The organism is Serratia sp. PL7 (assembly GCF_945957435.1).
Window position 1 is genome coordinate 320223 of sequence record NZ_CAMFLB010000001.1, and the last position, 17336, is coordinate 337558.

Consider the following 17336-nt stretch of genomic DNA (forward strand, 5'->3'; position numbering starts at 1 on the left):
AAGAGAAATAACATTGACCGTTAAATTAAATCAGGCACTACATCAATGGTATTTAAACGGCAGAGATTAATCATCCAATCTACGCGCTTCTTTTGTTACTAAAGCCACGATGGATGTTTCAAAAGATTCCTTAAGATAATATTAAGAAAAGTGATTCTGGGCGCCGTAATTCTATTTAATATTTGTTTAAATATCCGCAGATACAATCACCCACATTCAATACCAATGTGGGTGACAATGATGAAAACGCTACTGTTAACCGGCGCTACCGGCTTTCTCGGTGGTGCAGTTCTCGAAAAATTATTGATTGAAAATCAGTCTATTAATTATCTTTTGCTGGTGCGCGCCGATGATGCGCAGCAAGGATTGGCCCGTATTCGTACGAATATGGAAAAGTTTAATATCGACGCGAATCTGCTGTCTAAAATTACGATAGAAAATATATTGTTGGGCGACCTTTCCGAGCCGGCCGAATTTTTAACTGACGCACGTATTAACAATGTCACGCACGTTATTAACTGCGCGGCCGTTGCTTCATTTGGTAATAACCCGCTCATTTGGAAGGTAAACGTAGAAGGCACCCTGGCCTTTGCCGAAAGAATGGCGCAGGTGCCGGGATTAAAACGCTTTCTGCATGTTGGTACCGCCATGTCCTGTTCCCCGGAACCGGGTTCGCTGGTGGCGGAGAGCGGCGAATTTGAGGAAGATGCCGAGCATCTGGTGGAATATACGCGTTCCAAATCCACCATCGAACAGCTGATGCGCCAACGCTGCCCGCAAATGCCGCTGACCATCGCTCGTCCGTCGATTGTCGTGGGCCACACCCGCCTGGGCTGCCAGCCTTCGAGCAGCATTTTCTGGGTGTTTGGCATGGCGCTGATGCTGCGCAAGTTTATGTGCTCGCTGCAGGACAATATCGACGTGATCCCGGTGGACTACTGTGCGGATGCGCTGGTGATGCTGATGAACAGCGAAACGCTGGAGAACGACGTTTATCACATCTCCGCCGGTGAAGAGCGCAGCGTCAGCTTTGCCGAAATCGACCGCGCCATGGCGGCAGCGCTGGAAAAAGCGCCGGTGGGCGATGAGTATGCGCAGGTGACGTATGACGCGTTGGTGAAAATGCGCCGTCAGCTGAAAGACATTTTCGGCCCGTGCAACGAGCGGCTGATGCTGAAGGCGATGCGCCTGTACGGCTCGTTCGCCATGCTCAACGTGCGTTTCAGCAACGAGAAGATCCTCAAGCTGGGCATGCCGAAACCGCCGCGCTTCACCGACTACATCGCCGGTTGCGTGCAGTCGACTCGCGGGTTGTCTATCCAGCAGCAGATGGTGGTGGACTTCAAATAACCGCCGGGCGCAGCGGGCGCCCGAGGTTGCTCTGCTACCAGGACGAAGAGGACCAGAAGACGCGGCCGAGCACCACCAGTTGCTCCTTGCGCTGCTGATAGCTGAGATGCTCGTCCTGGTACTCTTCACGGTTGAGGGAGCGGATGATGACGCCGCCGTCCGGCTGCTCGATCAGCACCTTCACCCGCAGCAAATTGCCGTGGCGGATGGCGTAGGTCTTGCCCTCGCGGATGCGCGTGTCGTCGGTGTTGATGCCGACCACGTCGCCATCCTGCAGACGCGGTTCCATGCTGGAGCCGGAGATGCGGATAATGCGCGCGGCGTTGACCGCCACCCCCATCTTGTGCAGATAGTAACGGCGGAAGATCAGCGAAAATTCCTCGCGATCGACGATTTCGTAGCAGCCGTCGCCGGCGGAAAAATCAATATCCAGCAGCGGGATCTCCACAAACTCTTCCTTGTCCTGTTCGGTATCTTCCCATACCACCGGTTTTAAACGGGCGGGCTGGAAGTCCGACTCCGCCGCCACGTTGTCAAACGGGCGCACCAGCTGCTTTTCATGAAACACGTCGAACCAGCCCTTGGGCAAATTCAGCTTGGCCTCGATCCGCCTGGCCAGATTGTCGCCAAGATTGCGGGAGGATTTCTCCCCGATGATTTGGCTCAGCGTCGGCGCGGAAGACTCAACCAGCGTGGCGAATTCATTCTGGTTGACGCCTTGCCGGGCGTAGCGGGCCATCAATTCGCGCAGATTGTTGCGCCTGATTTCTTTAGTTTCCATCGTGCAATGATCGCACTCTTTAGCAAAAAGGTAAATAACGATTTTGCTAAAAAACACTTGCGCATGATTTAGCAATTAGCTAAAACAAAAAGGGTGAGCCAAGGGTTCACCTGTGCGGGGCGGCCTGTCATGATGAGGGGCCGCTCAGTGAAATCAAACGAGAGAGGGACTTTACGATGTATAAGATTGATTACAATAGCTACCGATCGGTCGCCAGCTTCGGCCACCGCGTGCGTTTTCTGGTGCTGCACTACACGGCGCAAAACTTCGCCGACTCGGTGAAGTCGTTGACCGGAAAATCGGTTAGCGCGCACTATCTGGTGCCGGATCCGACCGAGGCCACCTATCAGGCCGCCGGCTTCAGCGGCGTGCGCATTTTCAACCTGGTGGACGAGAACGAGCGCGCCTGGCATGCCGGTACCAGCCAGTGGGGCACCCGCAGCAATATCAACGACACCTCAATCGGCATCGAGATCGTTAACCTGGCGAGCGGCGACGGTGGAAACATCACCTTCCCGCCGTTCAATCCGCAGCAGATCGAGGCGGTCACCCAGCTGGCGCAGAACATCCTGCAGCGTTATCCGGACATCTCGCCGGTGAACGTGGTGGCGCACTCCGATATCGCGCCGGGCCGCAAGAGCGATCCGGGCCCGCAGTTCCCGTGGCAGCAGCTGTATCAGGCCGGCGTCGGCGCCTGGTATGACGAAGCGACCAAGCAGCAGCGCCAGCAGGAATACTGCAGCCAGGGCCTGCCGGCGCAGGCCGATTTGCTGAAACTGTTCGCCCAATATGGCTACGACACCTCGGCGGCGAACACCGCAGAAGGCTATCGCCAGCTGGTGCGCGCGTTCCAGCTGCACTTCCGTCAGCAGAAGTATGACGGCGTGATGGATGTCGAAACCGCCGCCGTTCTGCGCGCGCTGGTCGACAAGTACGCCGCCTGAGCCTGACCGCGAATGGGGGACGCCTCATTCGCCTTTTCCTCGCCGGGCTTCCTCCGCTAAAATAGCGGCCTGGCTGGTCTTTATCGGAGGCATCGTGCGCCTCGATCGAAAAATCTCTTCCCTTGAACTGCTGACCTATCGCCACTACCGCATCGTACACGGCGTGCGCATCGGGCTGGCGTTTATTCTGACCTTTCTGCTGATCCGCCTGCTGGCGGTGCCCGAAGGCACCTGGCCGCTGATCACCCTGGTGGTGGTGATGGGGCCGATCTCATTTTGGGGTAACGTGCTGCAGCGGGCGCTGCAACGCATTGCCGGCACGGTGTTCGGCGCCGCGTCCGGCCTGATCGCCCTGTATCTGGAACTCTATTCGCTGCCGCTGATGCTGGCTTGGTGCGGCGTGGTGATGTTCGTCTGCGGTTACCTGACGCTCGGCAAACGGCCGTATATGGCGCTGCTGGTGGGGATCACGCTGGCGGTGGTATGCGGCGCGGGCGCCGGTGACATGCACACCGCGCTGTGGCGCAGCGGTGACGTGATCTTCGGTTCGCTGCTGGCGCTGCTGTTCACCAGCGTCTACCCACAGCGCGCCTACATTCTGTGGCGCATGCAAATGGCGGACTGCCTGCAAACCGCCGCCCGCCTCTACGGTGCGTATTTTTCGCCGAACGTTATCGAGCGGCCGCGGCTGGAGCCGCAGCTCAAGGATCTGTTGAATCAGGTGGTGAAGCTGCGCAGCCTGATCGTGCCCGCCAGCAAGGAAACCCGCATCCCCAAAGCGGTGTTCGAGGCGGTGCAAACCCTCAGCCGCAATTTGGTGTGTACACTGGAGCTGATGGCCGACGCCTACTGGGCCTCGCGCGAAACGCACTTCATCATGTTGAACGCCCGCACGCTGCGCAGTACCCAACTGCTGACGCTGAGCTCGCTGGAATCGCTGGCGGTGCTGATGCGCGAAGGGCCGCAGGCGCAGCGGCAGGCGGTGGCGGGGCAGTTGGCGGAGATCGCCGGCGAGCTGAAAACGCTGATGCAGGAGGTCAGCCTCGGCCAGCACGGCGAAGCGCCGATTTACGGCTACGTTTGGCTCAGCATGGAGCTGGCGCAGCAGCTGGAAGAGTTGGGGGATCTGCTCCAGGTTTGTACCGCCGCCGAGCGTGAATAGGGGGTCAGATCATGAAGGCGGCGCTTTGGGTTTTGGCCGCCGGGGCAAAGTGGGTAAGATAAGGCAATCACTGTTGTGCCGGACCGCCACAAACCTGTATCTTGGTGCCATGTGGCCGTAAGCAAATGAATCTGTGTATTACTAAAGCAAGGGTATAAAGATGGATAATGCAAATAAGCCGAGTTTCCAGGACGTGCTGGAGTTTGTGCGTATGTTCCGCCGCAAAAACAAACTGCAACGCGAGATCGTCGACAACGAAAAGAAAATTCGTGATAACCAGAAGCGCGTGCTGCTGCTCGACAACCTGAGCGAGTACATCAAGCCCGGCATGAGCATTGAAGACATTCAGGGCATCATCGCCAACATGCGCAGCGACTACGAAGATCGCGTTGATGACTACATCATCAAAAATGCCGATCTGTCCAAAGAGCGCCGCGAGCTGTCCAAAAAGCTGAAAGCGATGGGCGAAGTGAAGTAACCCGCTTTATCGGGCCGGGTGCGATGCCTGGCCCGCATTCCTGCCAATCATCTTCTTCCCGCCGTTTCGATCATCTCCCGATCCTCATCGATCCTTTAAATGGGATCGCGATCCGCATTTGTAGCATTTTTAGCCGCAATGTTAACGAACTGTGATTTTGCTCAAACAATTATTTTTGCAGCTTTGGTTATATGTCGATCAATGTTCACGTTGTCATTTTGAGTTTTCGGGATGTTTGATGATTAATTCATTGAAATTTATCATGTTGTTTCGTTACTTGTTTTTTGTTGGATAAAAATGACAACGTCAACATTAAGAAAATTCAAGCGTTTAACGAGTGTATTGGAGGAAGAGATGAGCCAGTTGCCGGAAAAAATGCGCGCGGTCGTTTGCCATGGCCCGCAGGATTATCGTTTCGAACAGGTGCCCACGCCGCTGCCGAAGGCGCGCGAGCTGGTGATCAAGGTGGAAGGCTGCGGCATCTGCGCCGGCGACTGCAAATGCAAGAACGGCGCACAGATGTTTTGGGGGGAGAATCCGTGGGTCAAACCGCCGGTGGTGCCGGGGCATGAGTTCTACGGCCGCATCGCCGCGCTGGGCGAGGGCGCGGAAGGTAAATACCGGATCGGCGAGCGGGTGATCGCCGAGCAGATCGTACCGTGCTGGGAGTGCCGCTACTGCAAATCCGGCAGCTACTGGATGTGTGAGACGCATAACATTTACGGCTTCCAGAAAGACGTGGCGGAGGGCGGCATGGCGGAGTACATGCGTTTTTCCGAGAACGCCATCGTGCACAAGATCCCGGAAAGCCTGAGCCATGAAGACGCGGTATTGATCGAGCCGATGGCCTGCGCCATCCACACCGTGGCGCGCGGCGACATCCAACTGGACGACGTGGTGGTGCTGGCCGGCGCCGGGCCGCTCGGGTTGTGCATGGTGCAGGTGGCGCGCCTGAAGACGCCGAAGAAACTGATCGTGATCGATGCCATCGACGAGCGGCTGGCGCTGGCGAAGGAGTTCGGCGCCGACGTGGTGATCAACCCGCTGAAGGAAGATGCCGACCAGATCGTCAAATCGCTGACCGGCGGCTACGGCTGCGACGTGTACATCGAGGCCACCGGCGCGCCGATCGGCGTCACCCAGGGGCTGCAGATGATCCGCAAGCTGGGCCGCTTCGTGGAGTTCAGCGTGTTCGGCAAGGAAACCACCGTCGATTGGTCCATCATCGGCGATCGCAAAGAGCTGGACATTCGCGGCGCGCACCTGGCGCCCTACAGCTACGAAATCGCCATCGATCTGTTCGAGCGCGGGCTGGTGACTTCCAACGGCGTGGTCACCCACAGCTATTCATTGAACGACTGGGACGAAGCCTTCGCCCTGGCGGACTCGACCGACTCCATCAAGGTGATCCTGGTTCCCTGACCCTCCCGCCGTACCGCTGTTGCAGTCACGATCGCCGGCCCATCCGCAATGGGGGGCCGGCCGGTCGGCCAAACGTAAAGACATGCTGTTGCTCTGATAACCACAACAAGAAGCTTCCCTACAGGAGAATTGGCTATGTTTTCATTATTCAAAAAGACCCTGCCTTTTATCGTCGCCGGTGGAATGTTGGCGGCCAGCCATGGGGCGCTGGCCAAGCAAATCACTATCGGTATGTCGTTCCAGGAAATGAACAACGACTACTTCGTCACCATGAAGCAGGCGCTGGATCAGGCGGCGGCGGATATCGGCGCCAAGGTGTACGTGGCCGATGCGCGCCATGACGTCGCCAAACAGATCGGCGACGTGGAAGACATGCTGCAGAAGAAGGTGGATATCCTGCTGATCAACCCGACCGATTCGGTGGGGGTGCAGTCGGCGGTGATCTCCGCCCATAAGGCCGGCGCGGTGGTGGTAGCAATCGACGCGCAGGCGGAAGGGCCGCTGGATTCGTTCGTCGGCTCGGAAAACTACGACGCCGGCTTCCAGGCGGGTGAATACCTGGCGAAAGCGCTGGGCGGCAAAGGCAAGGTGGCGATCCTCGACGGCATCCCGGTGGTGCCGATCCTGGAGCGCGTGCGCGGCTTTGAAGCGGCGATGAAGAAATACCCCGACATCAAGATCGTCACCAAGCAAAACGGCAAGCAGGAGCGTGACACCGCGCTGACCGTGACCGAAAACATGCTGCAGTCGGCGCCGGATCTGGCGGGCATCTTCAGCGTCAACGACGTCGGCGCGCTCGGCGCCCTGGCGGCGATCGAAAGCAACGGCGCCAAGGTCAAGCTGGTGAGCGTCGACGGCCAGCCGGAAGCCATCAAAGAGATCCTCAAGCCGAATTCGCCGTTCATCGCCACTTCGGCGCAGTTCCCGCGCGACCAGCTGCGCATTGCGCTCGGCATTGCGCTGGCCCGCTACTGGGGCGCCACGGTGCCGAAAACCGTGCCGGTCAAAGTGAAGCTGATCGACCGCAGCAATGCGGCCGGCTTTAGCTGGTAACAGCAGCCGGGTTCGCCCCGCTGCGGCGGGGCGTTCGGCGCGGAGGGCAATGCGGTGACACCTTTACTGGAACTGAAGCGAATCAAAAAAAGCTTTCCCGGCGTGAAGGCGCTGGACGGCATCGATCTGGCCATTCAACGCGGCGAAGTGCACGCCCTGCTGGGCGAAAACGGCGCCGGCAAATCGACGCTGGTGAAAATCATGTGCGGCATCTATCAGCCGGACGAGGGCGATATTTTTATCGACGGCGAGCAGCGCCGCTTTAACAACTATCGCCAGGCGATCGAGGCCGGGGTCGGCATTATTTTTCAGGAATTCTCGTTGATTCCCTACATGAGCGCCATCGACAACATCTTCCTCAACCGGGAGATCAGGAACCGCTGGGGCCTGCTGGATCGGCGGGCGATGCGGCGCAAGGCCGAGGCGATCTTCAAGCGGCTGACGGTGGCTATCGATCTCGATTGCCCGGTGGAGCAGCTGAGCGTGGCGCAGCAGCAGTTCGTTGAGATCGCCAAGGCGCTGTCGCTGGAGGCGCGGGTGCTGGTGCTGGATGAGCCGACCGCCACGCTGACGCCAGGCGAGGCCGAGCACCTGTTCAGCGTGATGAACGATCTGCGGCTGCTGGGCGTCGGCATGGTGTTTATCTCGCACCACCTGGACGAGATTTTCACCATCTGCGATCGCATCACTGTGCTGCGCGACGGCGCCTACATCGAAACGCTGGCCACCGGCGACACCAACGTGGAAGAGCTGGTGCGGCTGATGGTCGGGCGCAAAATCGAGAACGCCTTCCCGGTGAAACAGCACCCGGTCGATACCGCGACGGTGCTGCTGGAGGCGGAGATCCAGCGCGAGAAGCACGGCGCGACCGACCGTTTTCACCTGCACAAGGGCGAGATCCTCGGCTTCGCCGGGCTGGTGGGCTCCGGGCGCACCGAGACCGTCTCCGCGCTGATCGGCGCCAGCCGCTGCCACCGCAAACGCGTCAGCCTCGGCGGCCAACCGGCGGCGCTGCGCTCCCCAGCGCAGGCGCTGGCGCAGGGCATCGGCCTGCTGCCGGAGAGCCGCAAAACCGAGGGCCTGGTGCTGCCGTTCTCGGTGGCGCAGAACATCACCCTCAACCGGCACCACCGGCGCGGCAAGATCTTCGTCAGCGCCCGCAAGGATCGCGACGTGGTGCAGCGGCTGATCCGCGCCGTGGGGGTGAAAACCCCGGACGCTGAGACCGCCGTCAGCACCCTGAGCGGCGGCAACCAGCAGAAGGTGGTGATCGCCCGCTGGCTCAACAACGACTGCAACATCCTGATCTTCGACGAGCCGACGCGCGGCATCGACGTGGGCGCCAAGGCCGAGATCTACCAGCTGATGCAGCAACTGACCCAGCAGGGCATCTCCATCATCATGATTTCTTCCGAACTGCCGGAGATCATCGGCGTGTGCGACCGCGTGCTGGTGTTTCGCGGCGGCCACATCGTCGCCGAGCTGACCGGCGACGACATCGAATCCAACCACATCATGCTTCACGCGACCGGGAGTGCCTTATGATCGGAATTGAACAACCCGCCGTGGCGCGCCGCGACGTCGGCCCCAGCCTCGGCAAGCGCTGTGAAAAACTGCTGCATCACCCGGCGGTCTTGCCGTTTATCGGCTTTGTGATCCTGTTCGTGCTGATGAGCCTGTTGAACGACAGCTTCCTCAGCGTCAACAACCTGACCAACGTGGCACGCCAGGTGTCGATCAACGCCATCATCGCGGTGGGCATGACCTGCGCCATCCTGACCGGCGGCATCGATCTCTCGGTGGGGCCGGTAATGGCGCTGGCCGGCTCCGTCGCCGCCGGGCTGATGCTGGCGGCGGTGCCGATCCCGCTGGCGATGGTGGCGGCGCTGGCGGTCGGCGCGCTGTTCGGCCTGGCCAACGGCGCCTGCATCGCCTACCTGCGCATGCCGCCGATCATCGTCACCCTGGCGTCGATGGGCATCGCCCGCGGCCTGGCGCTGCTTTATACCGGCGGCTACCCAATCTCCGGCCTGCCCGACGTCTTCTCCTTCTTCGGCCGCGGCACGGTGCTGGGCATTCAGGTGCCGATCCTGATCATGCTCGGCGTGTACCTGCTGGCCTGGCTGATGCTCAACCAGCTGCCGTTTGGCCGCTACGTCTACGCGATGGGCGGCAACGAAGAGGCGGCGCGCCTGAGCGGCATCCGCGTGCCGCGCTACAAGATGCTGGTGTACGTGATCAGCGGCCTGACCGCCGCGCTGGCCGGGCTGGTGCTGACCTCGCGCCTGATGAGCGGGCAGCCCAACGCCGGTGAAGGCTTCGAGCTGGACGCCATCGCCGCGGTGGTGCTGGGCGGGGCGGCGATCTCCGGCGGGCGCGGCGCCATCGTCGGCACGTTGGTGGGGGCGATGATGCTCGGGGTGCTCAACAACGGCCTCAATCTGATGAACGTGTCGCCGTATATCCAGAACGTGGTGAAGGGCGGCATCATCCTGGCCGCCATCTACCTCAGCTCCGTGCGGCGCAAATAGGAGGCGCGATGTCAGTCTTTCTTGGCATAGACGTCGGCGGCACGGTGATCAAGGCCGGGCTGTACCGGGCAAGCGGTGAAGAGCTGGCGATCGCCGAGCGCGACGGCGCGGCGATTGCCGCACAGCCGGGCTTCAGCGAACGCAATATGGACGCGCTGTGGGATGATGTTTGCGCGGCGATCCGCCAGACGCTGCACGCGGCGGGGCTGGAGGCCGGGCAGGTGCGCGGCGTCAGTTTCTCGGCGCACGGCAAAGGGCTGTACGCCATCGACCGCCACGGCAAACCGGTCGGCAACGGCATCCTCTCTTCGGACAACCGCGCGGCGGCCACGGCGGCTGAGCTGCGCCGCACCGGCGTGGACGCGCAGACCTACCCGCGCAGCCTGCAGCCGCTGTGGCCCAGCCACCCGGCGCTGCTGCTGCGCTGGCTGAAGCAGCAGCAACCGGCGCAGTACGCCGCCGTCGATCGCATCCTGATGGCGCACGACTACCTGCGCTTTCGCCTCACCGGCGAGGCGGTGGCCGAGGTGACCAACATCTCCGGCAGCAACCTGTTTAACCAGCACAGCGGCGCTTACGATCCGGCGCTGATGGCGGCCTTCGGCATCGAAGAGGCGCAGGAGAAGACCGCGCTAACGATCGGCTCGGCGCAGCTGGCCGGGCGGGTGACGGCCTCTGCGGCGGCGCAGTGCGGCCTGCGAACGGGCACTGCGGTGTACGGCGGCCTGTTCGACGTGGTGGGCGCGGCGCTCAGCTCCGGCGTGGCCGACGATCGCACGCTCAGCGCGGTGGCGGGCACCTGGTCGATCGCCACCTGCGTGACCGAGCGCATCATTCCCGCCGATTACCCCTACGCCTGGGGGCGCTACTGCATCGACGGACGCTATTTCGTGCACGAAGGCAGCCCGACCTCGGCCGGCAACCTGGCCTGGTTCCTGCGCCAGTTCTGCGCCGACGACCGGCAGCGCTACGCCCAGTTTAACGCCTGGGTGGCCGAGCGCCGCGAGCAGCCGAGCGGGCTGCTGTTCCTGCCTTATCTGTACGGCTCCAACCTCGGCGGTAACACGCCGGGCGGGCTGATCGGCCTGAGCGCCCACCACGAGATGGCGGACGTGGTGCAGGCGATCTACCAGGGCATCGTGTTCTCGCACCTGATCCATCAGGAGCGCATGGTGCAGCTGAACCCGCGCATCGAGCGGGTGCGCATGACCGGCGGGCCGACGCAGTCCGAGGTCTGGATGCAGATGTACGCCGACGCCGGCAACCTGCCGCTCGAGGTGGTGGAAACGCGCCAGAGCGGCTGCCGCGCCGCCGCCCTGTGCGCCGCCGTCGGCGCCGGGGAGTACGCCGGGTTCGCCGAGGCGATCGCCGCCTCGCCGCCCAAACTGCGCTGTTATTATCCCGCGACCGCCGCCCACCGGCGCCTGCGCGCCCAGCAGGCGCGCTATCTGGCGGTCGCTCAGGCTTTGAGTGAGGTGACTGATGCAAACGACTAACGCCGCCTGTCTGGGGCTGTATGAAAAGGCGCTGCCCGCCGATCTGAGTTGGCCGCAGCGGCTGGCCACCGCCGCCGAGCTGGGCTTTGAGTTCGTAGAGATGTCGATCGACGAACAGCCGGCGCGCCAGCAGCGGCTGGATTGGGATCGCCGCCAGCGGCTGGCGTTTATCCAGGCGCGACTCGACAGCGGGGTGACGGTGCCGAGCCTGTGCCTGTCGGCGCACCGGCGCGACCCGTTCGGCAGCGCCGACGCCGCCACCCGCGAGCGGGCGCGGGTGCTGATGAGCAAAGCGCTGGAACTGGCGACGGATCTCGGCATCCGCAACATCCAACTGGCGGGCTACGACGTCTATTACGAACCCGCCGATCGCCACAGCCGCGAACGCTTTATCGAGGGCATGCAGTGGGCGGCGGCGCAGGCCGCCAGAGCGCAGGTGATGCTGTCGGTGGAGGTGATGGACACGCCGTTCATCAACAGCATCAGCAAATGGCGCGACATCGCCCGCCACGTCAACAGCCCGTGGTTCACGGTGTATCCCGATCTCGGCAACCTCAGCGCCTGGGGTAACGATGTCGCCGCCGAGCTGGCGCTGGGCATCGGCAGCATCACTGCCGTGCACCTCAAAGACACCGTCGCGGTGGGGCCGGGCAGCGCCGGGCAGTTCCGCGACGTGCCGTTCGGCGAAGGCTGCGTGGATTTCGCCCACGCCTTTTCCGTGCTCAACGCGCTCGGCTATCGCGGCCCCTACCTGCTGGAGATGTGGGCGCGCGAAGACGGGCAGGATAAGCAACGCATCGCCCAGGCCAAGGCCTGGATCGAACAACAGATGATCGAGGGAGGCATCGCATGCTGAACGAACTCAAGCGGCAGGTGCTGGCCGCCAACCTTAGCCTGCCGGCATACGGGCTGGTGACCTTTACCTGGGGAAACGTCTCGGCGATCGACCGCCAAAGCGGGCTGGTGGTGATCAAGCCTTCGGGCATCGCCTACGAGGCGATGACGCTGGAGGATCTGGTGGTGGTGGATCTGGAGGGCAAGGTGCGCGAAGGGCACCGCAAACCCTCATCCGACACCGCCACCCACCTGGCGCTGTACCGCGCCTTCGCCGATATCGGCGGCGTGGTGCACACCCACAGCCGCAACGCCACCATCTGGGCGCAGGCCGGGCAGCCGATCCCGGCGCTGGGCACCACCCACGCCGACTACTTTTACGGCGACATTCCCTGCACCCGGCCGATGAGCGAGGCGGAGATCGCCGGCGATTACGAGGGGGAAACCGGTAAGGTGATTATCGAGACCTTCAATCAGGCGGGGCGCGATCCGCAGCAGGTGCCGGGAGTGCTGGTCTATTCCCACGGCCCGTTCGCCTGGGGCAAGGACGCGGCGGATGCGGTGCACAACGCGGTGGTGCTGGAAGAGGTGGCGATCATGGCGATGGCGACGCGCCAGCTGGCGCCGGCCATCGCCCCGATGCAGCCGGAGCTGCTGGATAAACATTTCCTGCGCAAGCACGGCAAACACGCCTACTACGGGCAATAGCGCCCGTCAGCGATTCAACAGCGAGCCGGTGAAGAATTCCCTGCGCACCGGCAGCTCGCCGCGCGGGCTGTTAATGGCGCTGAACAGCAGCTCCGCGGCGATCTCCCCCAGTTTCTGCGTATCGTGATACACCCCCGGAATGTGCAGGCCGTAAGCGCCGGCGCGCGGCGGCTCGTCTATCGAGAAGAACTTCACCTGTTCATAAAGCCCCATCTCGTGGCAGATGGCGATGGCACCCAGCGTGATGATGCCGTTCAGGCCGATGATGTAATCCGGGCGGTTCTCCGGCTGCGCCAGATAGGCGCGCACCTCGCTCTCTTGCGAGGTGAAATCGTAGTCGCCGTTGATGATGTGAATCTCACGGCCGCTGCCCTGCAGCGCCGCGACGATGCCGGCGGTGCGCGTTAAGGTGATCTCCGAATCCGCCGGGCCGCCGATAATCAAAAGCTTCTGCTCCGGCTGTTCCGCCAGATAGCGCCCGGCCAGCACGCCGATCTCGCGGTTATCGAGGAACACGCCGCTCAGCTGCTGATCGTAAAGGTCACGGTCGATCAGGATCAGCGGCACGCCGTACACCTCGGCCAGCTCAAGATAGGCGGGGCGGTAGCGCTTGTCGTCGCGCACCGCCGACAGCAGAATGCCGCGCGCCTTGTAGCCGAACAGCGCCTGAATGGCGCGCATTTCCGCCTCTTCGCTGCCGTCGGTGTCGAACAGCATGATCTGGTAGCCCTGCTGACGCGCAATGCGCGACACGGTCTTGATCAGGCCGGAATAGAACGGGTTGTACATGCTGCTGGTGACGATGCCGATAATCTGGCTGCTGCTGCTTTTCAGCCCCTGCGCGAACGCGTTGGGCACATAGTTCAGCTCTTTGGCGATGGCGTGAATGCGCTCGCGGGTTTCCGGCTTGACCAGCTCGGGCTTATTGAAGGCGCGGGAAACGGTGATATTGGTCACCCTGGCGCGGCGGGCGATATCCACGATAGTGGCATTGGGATTGGCTTTCGACACCGTCTTTCCTTGCGTTATGCCTCAACAGATCCCTTATTGTAGGGAAAGGGCGGGGGCGGTGCTAGGGGGGGCCAGTTTCAGCGCAAACGTAATCTGTGCTTCGGTATAATGAGTCTTTTTCATGATGATGTGCCTCTCGGTGAGATGGAAGAAAAAACCGATACTTCAGTTTAGACTGGCGCTGCTTTCAGGGAGGAGATCAATGACACGCTGGATATGGAAGATGTGGTGAACTCCTGCAGCAATTCGGCGCACCGTCGTAATGAAATTATGGTAGCGCTGCTGGCGCATTTAGAGTCTATAGAACAGCAGCGCATGATACGAGAACTGGCGCAGGAGCTGAGCCGGAATCAGCAAAACAGTATCCGGTTGCAGCGTAATCCTGATGGCAGTGGCTACGAGCCGCGAAAGGTCACGGCCCGAACAAAAAAAGGGCGCATTCGAAGCTGCGCACGGCGAAATATCTGAAAACTGTGCAGCAAGCGTGCAGTTTGAGGGTAAGGTACAGCGGATTGCGCTGGTGCATCATTGCGGTTTGCGTGATCGTGTAAGCCGTGCGGGCCGGAGGTGCGGTATGTAGAGCGAAGATCTTTAGGCACTAATAATGCCGTTGTGATCACTGTCCGCGATACCCTCCTCCGTTTGTTAAGATAAAACTTCAAGGATTAGAAAAGGCTATTAAGCTTTGGCAAAAGTATTTTATATCATCGCAGATTCTATCTATGCTCATTTTGTCCAGAACATCGTCTCTTGTAATTGAGAATTCATGTTTAAGACTATTTGTCCCATCAATGAAAATTTCTTTACCCCGTGCATCTCTAAGGGCAGGAGCTATATCAGAAGAAACTATAGACGCCGGCATGAACAATGCATGTCTAAGACCAAAGAAACTGTACACATTTTGCTCATCTTTATTTGCAGCGAGGGATATTGCTGTCACATCGAGGAAATAATTTTCGATGTGTCTGCGCCTCCATTTCATTGCTTGGAAACTAGGGTCGTTATAAGTAGTACCTTTATCTTTTAAAGTGACATCAACGGAACCATCGCTGTCATCATCTCGGTCTCGTATGCTAATGGTTTTCAAATCTGGAATCTCGGCTTTGAGTTGTTTGTGGAGTTGATATCTTTCTGAGGATTTACCAGTCCAAAACCAAGTTACAAGATTTTTAGGCCATTCTAGATTTAACTTTGTGAAAATTTTCTTTAAAAATCTTTCATCGCTTACACCTTCGACGATCAATAATCGTTTTTGCTCTGTTAATTTATGCACTTTCGGACTGAACATTGTGCCTATACCGCTTAATAACCCAATTTTGTCATCATCAGAACCAAGGTATTTACCTTTTGCACTTGAAAGAGAAAGGATTTTATAAGGTTCATAGGCCCTAATAAGTTCTGTTGAATGCGTTGCCAATAGTACTTGCTTACCATTTCTTATGGTTATTTCTTCTAAGCGTTCTGTAAGGTTTTTCTGCAGTTGTGTATGTAGGTGAGCATCCGGCTCATCAAGTAAGATTACATTGAATTCTTCCGATAAAGCTAGGGTATAAACACTCAACCATTGAAGAAAGCCACTTCCTTCAACCATTATATCTCTAGCATTAAAGTTCTTATGTTTAGTGAATTGATATCCATTAGCAATGCCAGAAACACATTCTATTTTTAAATAACTATGATATTGTTCATTGAATGGTTTAACTTCAATTTTAAGTGAGAAAAGATCAAATAATGTTTTTTGTAAAATTTCCCACGCATCGTGGGTTCGCAATTCGTTTAGGTTTTTTGTTGAAATCCTGTCACCTGTTCCCTTGAGTTTTTGGCGTTTGATCTGATTTGACAGATGGATATCATATAGAGAGTTTCTTATTACCCCGCCGGACAAACCTTGCCCTATTAATCTATTTCTCATTGCTGGACTCATTCTGACTTCACGGTCTGTAATTCCAGCGAAAGGAGGTAGGTATGCAATTTGAGGTATATTTTCATTATTTGGCGAACCATCAACATTCTCAATTTCATTTATTGTTAGGTTACTGGCTGTATTTTTAATGAAAAGTCTGTCGTTGGCTAATGATAATCCCATTTCTAAGTGTTTTTCATTGCCCGCTTTGTCATCCCAGTATAATTTTATTTTAAGAGTGTATCCATCTAATTCTGTTTGCTTTTGAGATTTTAAATTCGTCCATAAATGGTTTAGGGATGGGATAAACATTGGAGTGAAATCAACCATGCCTAATCCCAAACCTTGATTTGTCGCTCCCCTTGTCCAGCTTAACCTTCCCTTTTCAATTTCCAATAAGGTTTTGCAAAACTGCCATGTTGCCATTGCTTGAAGTAAAGATGACTTTCCAGAGTTATTTCCTCCTACTACAAGACTCAGTTCATTATTTAATTTTATTGATGAGTCTTTATATTTTTTGAATTTTTTGAGTTCAACCTTTTTATATGCATTATGAAATCCCTATTGTTTTCCTTAATTTTATAATTTCTCTATCACAACTTAAGTATTTTACTACTCATTCTATTTTTTCAAAAGAGGATTGTTTGGGTCTTGATACAACTGATCGTCATTTTTGGATACGCCAGGACGATGAGTTCAACGAACGACTCTCGATAACAACACCGCTAATCTAGCAGCAACTTTTCACCCCCCAACCCCCCGCCACAACCCCGGCAACAACCCCAGCGTCTCATCAATCAGCGCCCGCCGGTCATTGCCCGGCTTCCAGATGGTCACCATGGTTTGGCTGATCCCCTGGCTGCCCACTTCGGTGCGCAGCGTGTTGACGTTTTTCCACTGTTCCGCATGCATGTGCGTCGGCAAGAACCCCCAGCCGCAGCCCTGTTCGAGCAGGGCTCGCAGCATTTCCAGTTCGTTGGTGAAGATGGTGTGCCCTGAAATTTGCAGGCGGCGCGCCACCGGTTCGTCAGAGTCCGGGTGCATGATTACCTGCGGCGTGAGCGAGAGATCCAGCAGCGAAAGCGGCTGTTCCGCGCCGGGGAAAAGCGCTTTAGACGCGTAAAAGTCCATCTCTATCGCCCCTAAGGCGCGCCACTCCATGGTGTCGCCCACGCTGCGGTGGCGCGCCTGGCAGATGCCCAGATCGGCCTGGCCGCTTGCCAGCAGGCTTTCCGCTTCGTCGCGCGAGGCATTAATCAGGCTCAGCCGTGTGTTGCGTTGGGCCATGGCACCAATCAGCGCCTGCAGCAGCGCGCGGGGCGTAAAGGGATCGTAAACCAGCGATATTTCCTGCGCCGCGCTCTTGGGCACGTCTTTGGCAAACGCCTCAAACGCTTTCACCTGGCGCATCAGCAGGTGCGCCTGGCGTTGCAGCTGTTCGCCCTCCGGTGTCAGGTGCAGGCTGCGCCCCTCGCGCAGGAACAGCGCATAGCCCAAGCCATCCTCGAGAAAATCAATCAAATCGCGCAGCGTCGTGCGGTCTTTGCCCAGCTTGAGCGAGGCTTTCGCCAGGCTGCCGTGCTCGGCCACGGCGGTGAAGGCTTCCAATTGGGCAAAGGAATAAATCAGGCTCGGCACGCGGTTCCCCCGTCGATTTTGCGGG

Annotated in this window: 15 protein-coding genes and 2 pseudogenes; 12 read left to right on the forward strand and 5 right to left on the reverse strand. The window is 58.5% G+C overall.

All coding sequences use genetic code 11. The features are described from left to right. Nucleotides 1-240: 240 nt before the first annotated feature. Entirely contained in the window at nucleotides 241-1350 is a 1110-nt protein-coding gene (locus N6G83_RS01550; protein ID WP_025303522.1) for an SDR family oxidoreductase, read from the forward strand. Nucleotides 1351-1384: 34 nt separating this feature from the next. On the opposite strand, the gene N6G83_RS01555 is transcribed toward N6G83_RS01550, so the two are convergent. Then, nucleotides 1385-2131: a helix-turn-helix transcriptional regulator gene (locus tag N6G83_RS01555; protein WP_033643785.1), complete on the reverse strand. Its 747-nt coding sequence runs from the start codon at nucleotides 2129-2131 to the stop codon at nucleotides 1385-1387. 176 nt (nucleotides 2132-2307) lie between these two features. Between N6G83_RS01555 and N6G83_RS01560 the strand changes: the two genes are divergently transcribed. From N6G83_RS01560 to araD, 10 genes are all read left to right on the forward strand, one after another. Further along, on the forward strand, nucleotides 2308-3075 hold the full coding sequence (locus N6G83_RS01560) for an N-acetylmuramoyl-L-alanine amidase (RefSeq protein ID WP_025303521.1): 768 nt from the start codon (nucleotides 2308-2310) through the stop codon (nucleotides 3073-3075). 94 nt (nucleotides 3076-3169) lie between these two features. Then, a complete protein-coding gene (locus N6G83_RS01565) occupies nucleotides 3170-4237 on the forward strand; it encodes an FUSC family protein (protein ID WP_260514418.1) in 1068 nt (355 codons plus the stop codon). Between the two features lie 160 nt (nucleotides 4238-4397). Further along, nucleotides 4398-4715 (forward strand): PTS system regulator TmaR, encoded by a 318-nt coding sequence (tmaR, locus tag N6G83_RS01570; RefSeq protein WP_004935612.1) that lies wholly within the window; start codon nucleotides 4398-4400, stop codon nucleotides 4713-4715. A 354-nt stretch (nucleotides 4716-5069) separates the two neighbouring features. Then, a complete protein-coding gene (locus tag N6G83_RS01575; RefSeq protein ID WP_016927009.1) occupies nucleotides 5070-6137 on the forward strand; it encodes an erythritol/L-threitol dehydrogenase in 1068 nt (355 codons plus the stop codon). A 135-nt stretch (nucleotides 6138-6272) separates the two neighbouring features. Next, on the forward strand, nucleotides 6273-7190 hold the full coding sequence (locus N6G83_RS01580) for an ABC transporter substrate-binding protein (RefSeq protein WP_015378502.1): 918 nt from the start codon (nucleotides 6273-6275) through the stop codon (nucleotides 7188-7190). Between the two features lie 54 nt (nucleotides 7191-7244). Continuing rightward, the gene (locus N6G83_RS01585) at nucleotides 7245-8735 is read left to right on the forward strand and encodes a sugar ABC transporter ATP-binding protein (RefSeq protein ID WP_033655112.1); all 1491 of its coding nucleotides are present in this window, start codon (nucleotides 7245-7247) and stop codon (nucleotides 8733-8735) included. Beyond that, a complete protein-coding gene (locus tag N6G83_RS01590; protein ID WP_167324452.1) occupies nucleotides 8732-9721 on the forward strand; it encodes an ABC transporter permease in 990 nt (329 codons plus the stop codon). Before N6G83_RS01585 ends, N6G83_RS01590 begins: the two co-directional genes overlap by 4 nt. A gap of 8 nt (nucleotides 9722-9729) precedes the next feature. Next, the gene (locus tag N6G83_RS01595; RefSeq protein ID WP_260514419.1) at nucleotides 9730-11217 is read left to right on the forward strand and encodes an FGGY-family carbohydrate kinase; all 1488 of its coding nucleotides are present in this window, start codon (nucleotides 9730-9732) and stop codon (nucleotides 11215-11217) included. Continuing rightward, nucleotides 11204-12073, forward strand: coding sequence for an L-ribulose-5-phosphate 3-epimerase (locus N6G83_RS01600; RefSeq protein ID WP_046687461.1), 870 nt, complete (start codon nucleotides 11204-11206; stop codon nucleotides 12071-12073). The genes N6G83_RS01595 and N6G83_RS01600 overlap by 14 nt, the downstream gene beginning before the upstream one ends. Then, nucleotides 12067-12759 carry an L-ribulose-5-phosphate 4-epimerase gene (gene araD / locus N6G83_RS01605; RefSeq protein ID WP_033632583.1) on the forward strand — a complete coding sequence of 231 codons (693 nt, stop codon included), beginning with the start codon at nucleotides 12067-12069 and terminating at the stop codon, nucleotides 12757-12759. The genes N6G83_RS01600 and araD overlap by 7 nt, the downstream gene beginning before the upstream one ends. Nucleotides 12760-12765: 6 nt before the next feature. Here the strand turns inward: araD and N6G83_RS01610 are convergent, their stop codons facing one another. Beyond that, nucleotides 12766-13770, reverse strand: a complete 1005-nt coding sequence (locus N6G83_RS01610) for a LacI family DNA-binding transcriptional regulator (RefSeq protein WP_043147707.1) — start codon at nucleotides 13768-13770, stop codon at nucleotides 12766-12768. A 270-nt stretch (nucleotides 13771-14040) separates the two neighbouring features. Between N6G83_RS01610 and N6G83_RS01615 the strand changes: the two are divergent. Next, nucleotides 14041-14424 (forward strand): annotated as a pseudogene (locus N6G83_RS01615) (phage virion morphogenesis protein). A 4-nt stretch (nucleotides 14425-14428) separates the two neighbouring features. Here N6G83_RS01615 and N6G83_RS01620 read toward each other — a convergent pair. The 3 genes and pseudogenes from N6G83_RS01620 to N6G83_RS01630 form a co-directional block, all read right to left on the reverse strand. Then, complete coding sequence (locus N6G83_RS01620) at nucleotides 14429-16099, reverse strand: AAA family ATPase (RefSeq protein ID WP_312847094.1); 1671 nt, start codon at nucleotides 16097-16099, stop codon at nucleotides 14429-14431. Beyond that, a pseudogene (locus N6G83_RS01625) lies at nucleotides 16094-16204 on the reverse strand (AAA family ATPase); the annotation flags it as partial. The pseudogene N6G83_RS01625 and the gene N6G83_RS01620, both read right to left, overlap by 6 nt. A 213-nt stretch (nucleotides 16205-16417) precedes the next feature. After that, complete coding sequence (locus N6G83_RS01630; RefSeq protein WP_260514422.1) at nucleotides 16418-17311, reverse strand: LysR family transcriptional regulator; 894 nt, start codon at nucleotides 17309-17311, stop codon at nucleotides 16418-16420. Nucleotides 17312-17336: the final 25 nt, after the last annotated feature.

Excerpts from the sequence above, each read along its gene's own strand:
- N6G83_RS01590 (WP_167324452.1), top strand. The coding sequence starts at position 8,732 with ATGATCGGAATTGAACAACCCGCCGTGGCGCGCCGCGACGTCGGCCCC.
- N6G83_RS01560 (WP_025303521.1), top strand. The coding sequence starts at position 2,308 with ATGTATAAGATTGATTACAATAGCTACCGATCGGTCGCCAGCTTCGGC.
- N6G83_RS01595 (WP_260514419.1), top strand. The coding sequence starts at position 9,730 with ATGTCAGTCTTTCTTGGCATAGACGTCGGCGGCACGGTGATCAAGGCC.
- N6G83_RS01550 (WP_025303522.1), top strand. The coding sequence starts at position 241 with ATGAAAACGCTACTGTTAACCGGCGCTACCGGCTTTCTCGGTGGTGCA.
- araD (WP_033632583.1), top strand. The coding sequence starts at position 12,067 with ATGCTGAACGAACTCAAGCGGCAGGTGCTGGCCGCCAACCTTAGCCTG.
- N6G83_RS01555 (WP_033643785.1), bottom strand. The coding sequence starts at position 2,131 with ATGGAAACTAAAGAAATCAGGCGCAACAATCTGCGCGAATTGATGGCC.
- N6G83_RS01575 (WP_016927009.1), top strand. The coding sequence starts at position 5,070 with ATGAGCCAGTTGCCGGAAAAAATGCGCGCGGTCGTTTGCCATGGCCCG.
- N6G83_RS01580 (WP_015378502.1), top strand. The coding sequence starts at position 6,273 with ATGTTTTCATTATTCAAAAAGACCCTGCCTTTTATCGTCGCCGGTGGA.
- N6G83_RS01600 (WP_046687461.1), top strand. The coding sequence starts at position 11,204 with ATGCAAACGACTAACGCCGCCTGTCTGGGGCTGTATGAAAAGGCGCTG.
- tmaR (WP_004935612.1), top strand. The coding sequence starts at position 4,398 with ATGGATAATGCAAATAAGCCGAGTTTCCAGGACGTGCTGGAGTTTGTG.
- N6G83_RS01620 (WP_312847094.1), bottom strand. The coding sequence starts at position 16,099 with ATGGCAACATGGCAGTTTTGCAAAACCTTATTGGAAATTGAAAAGGGA.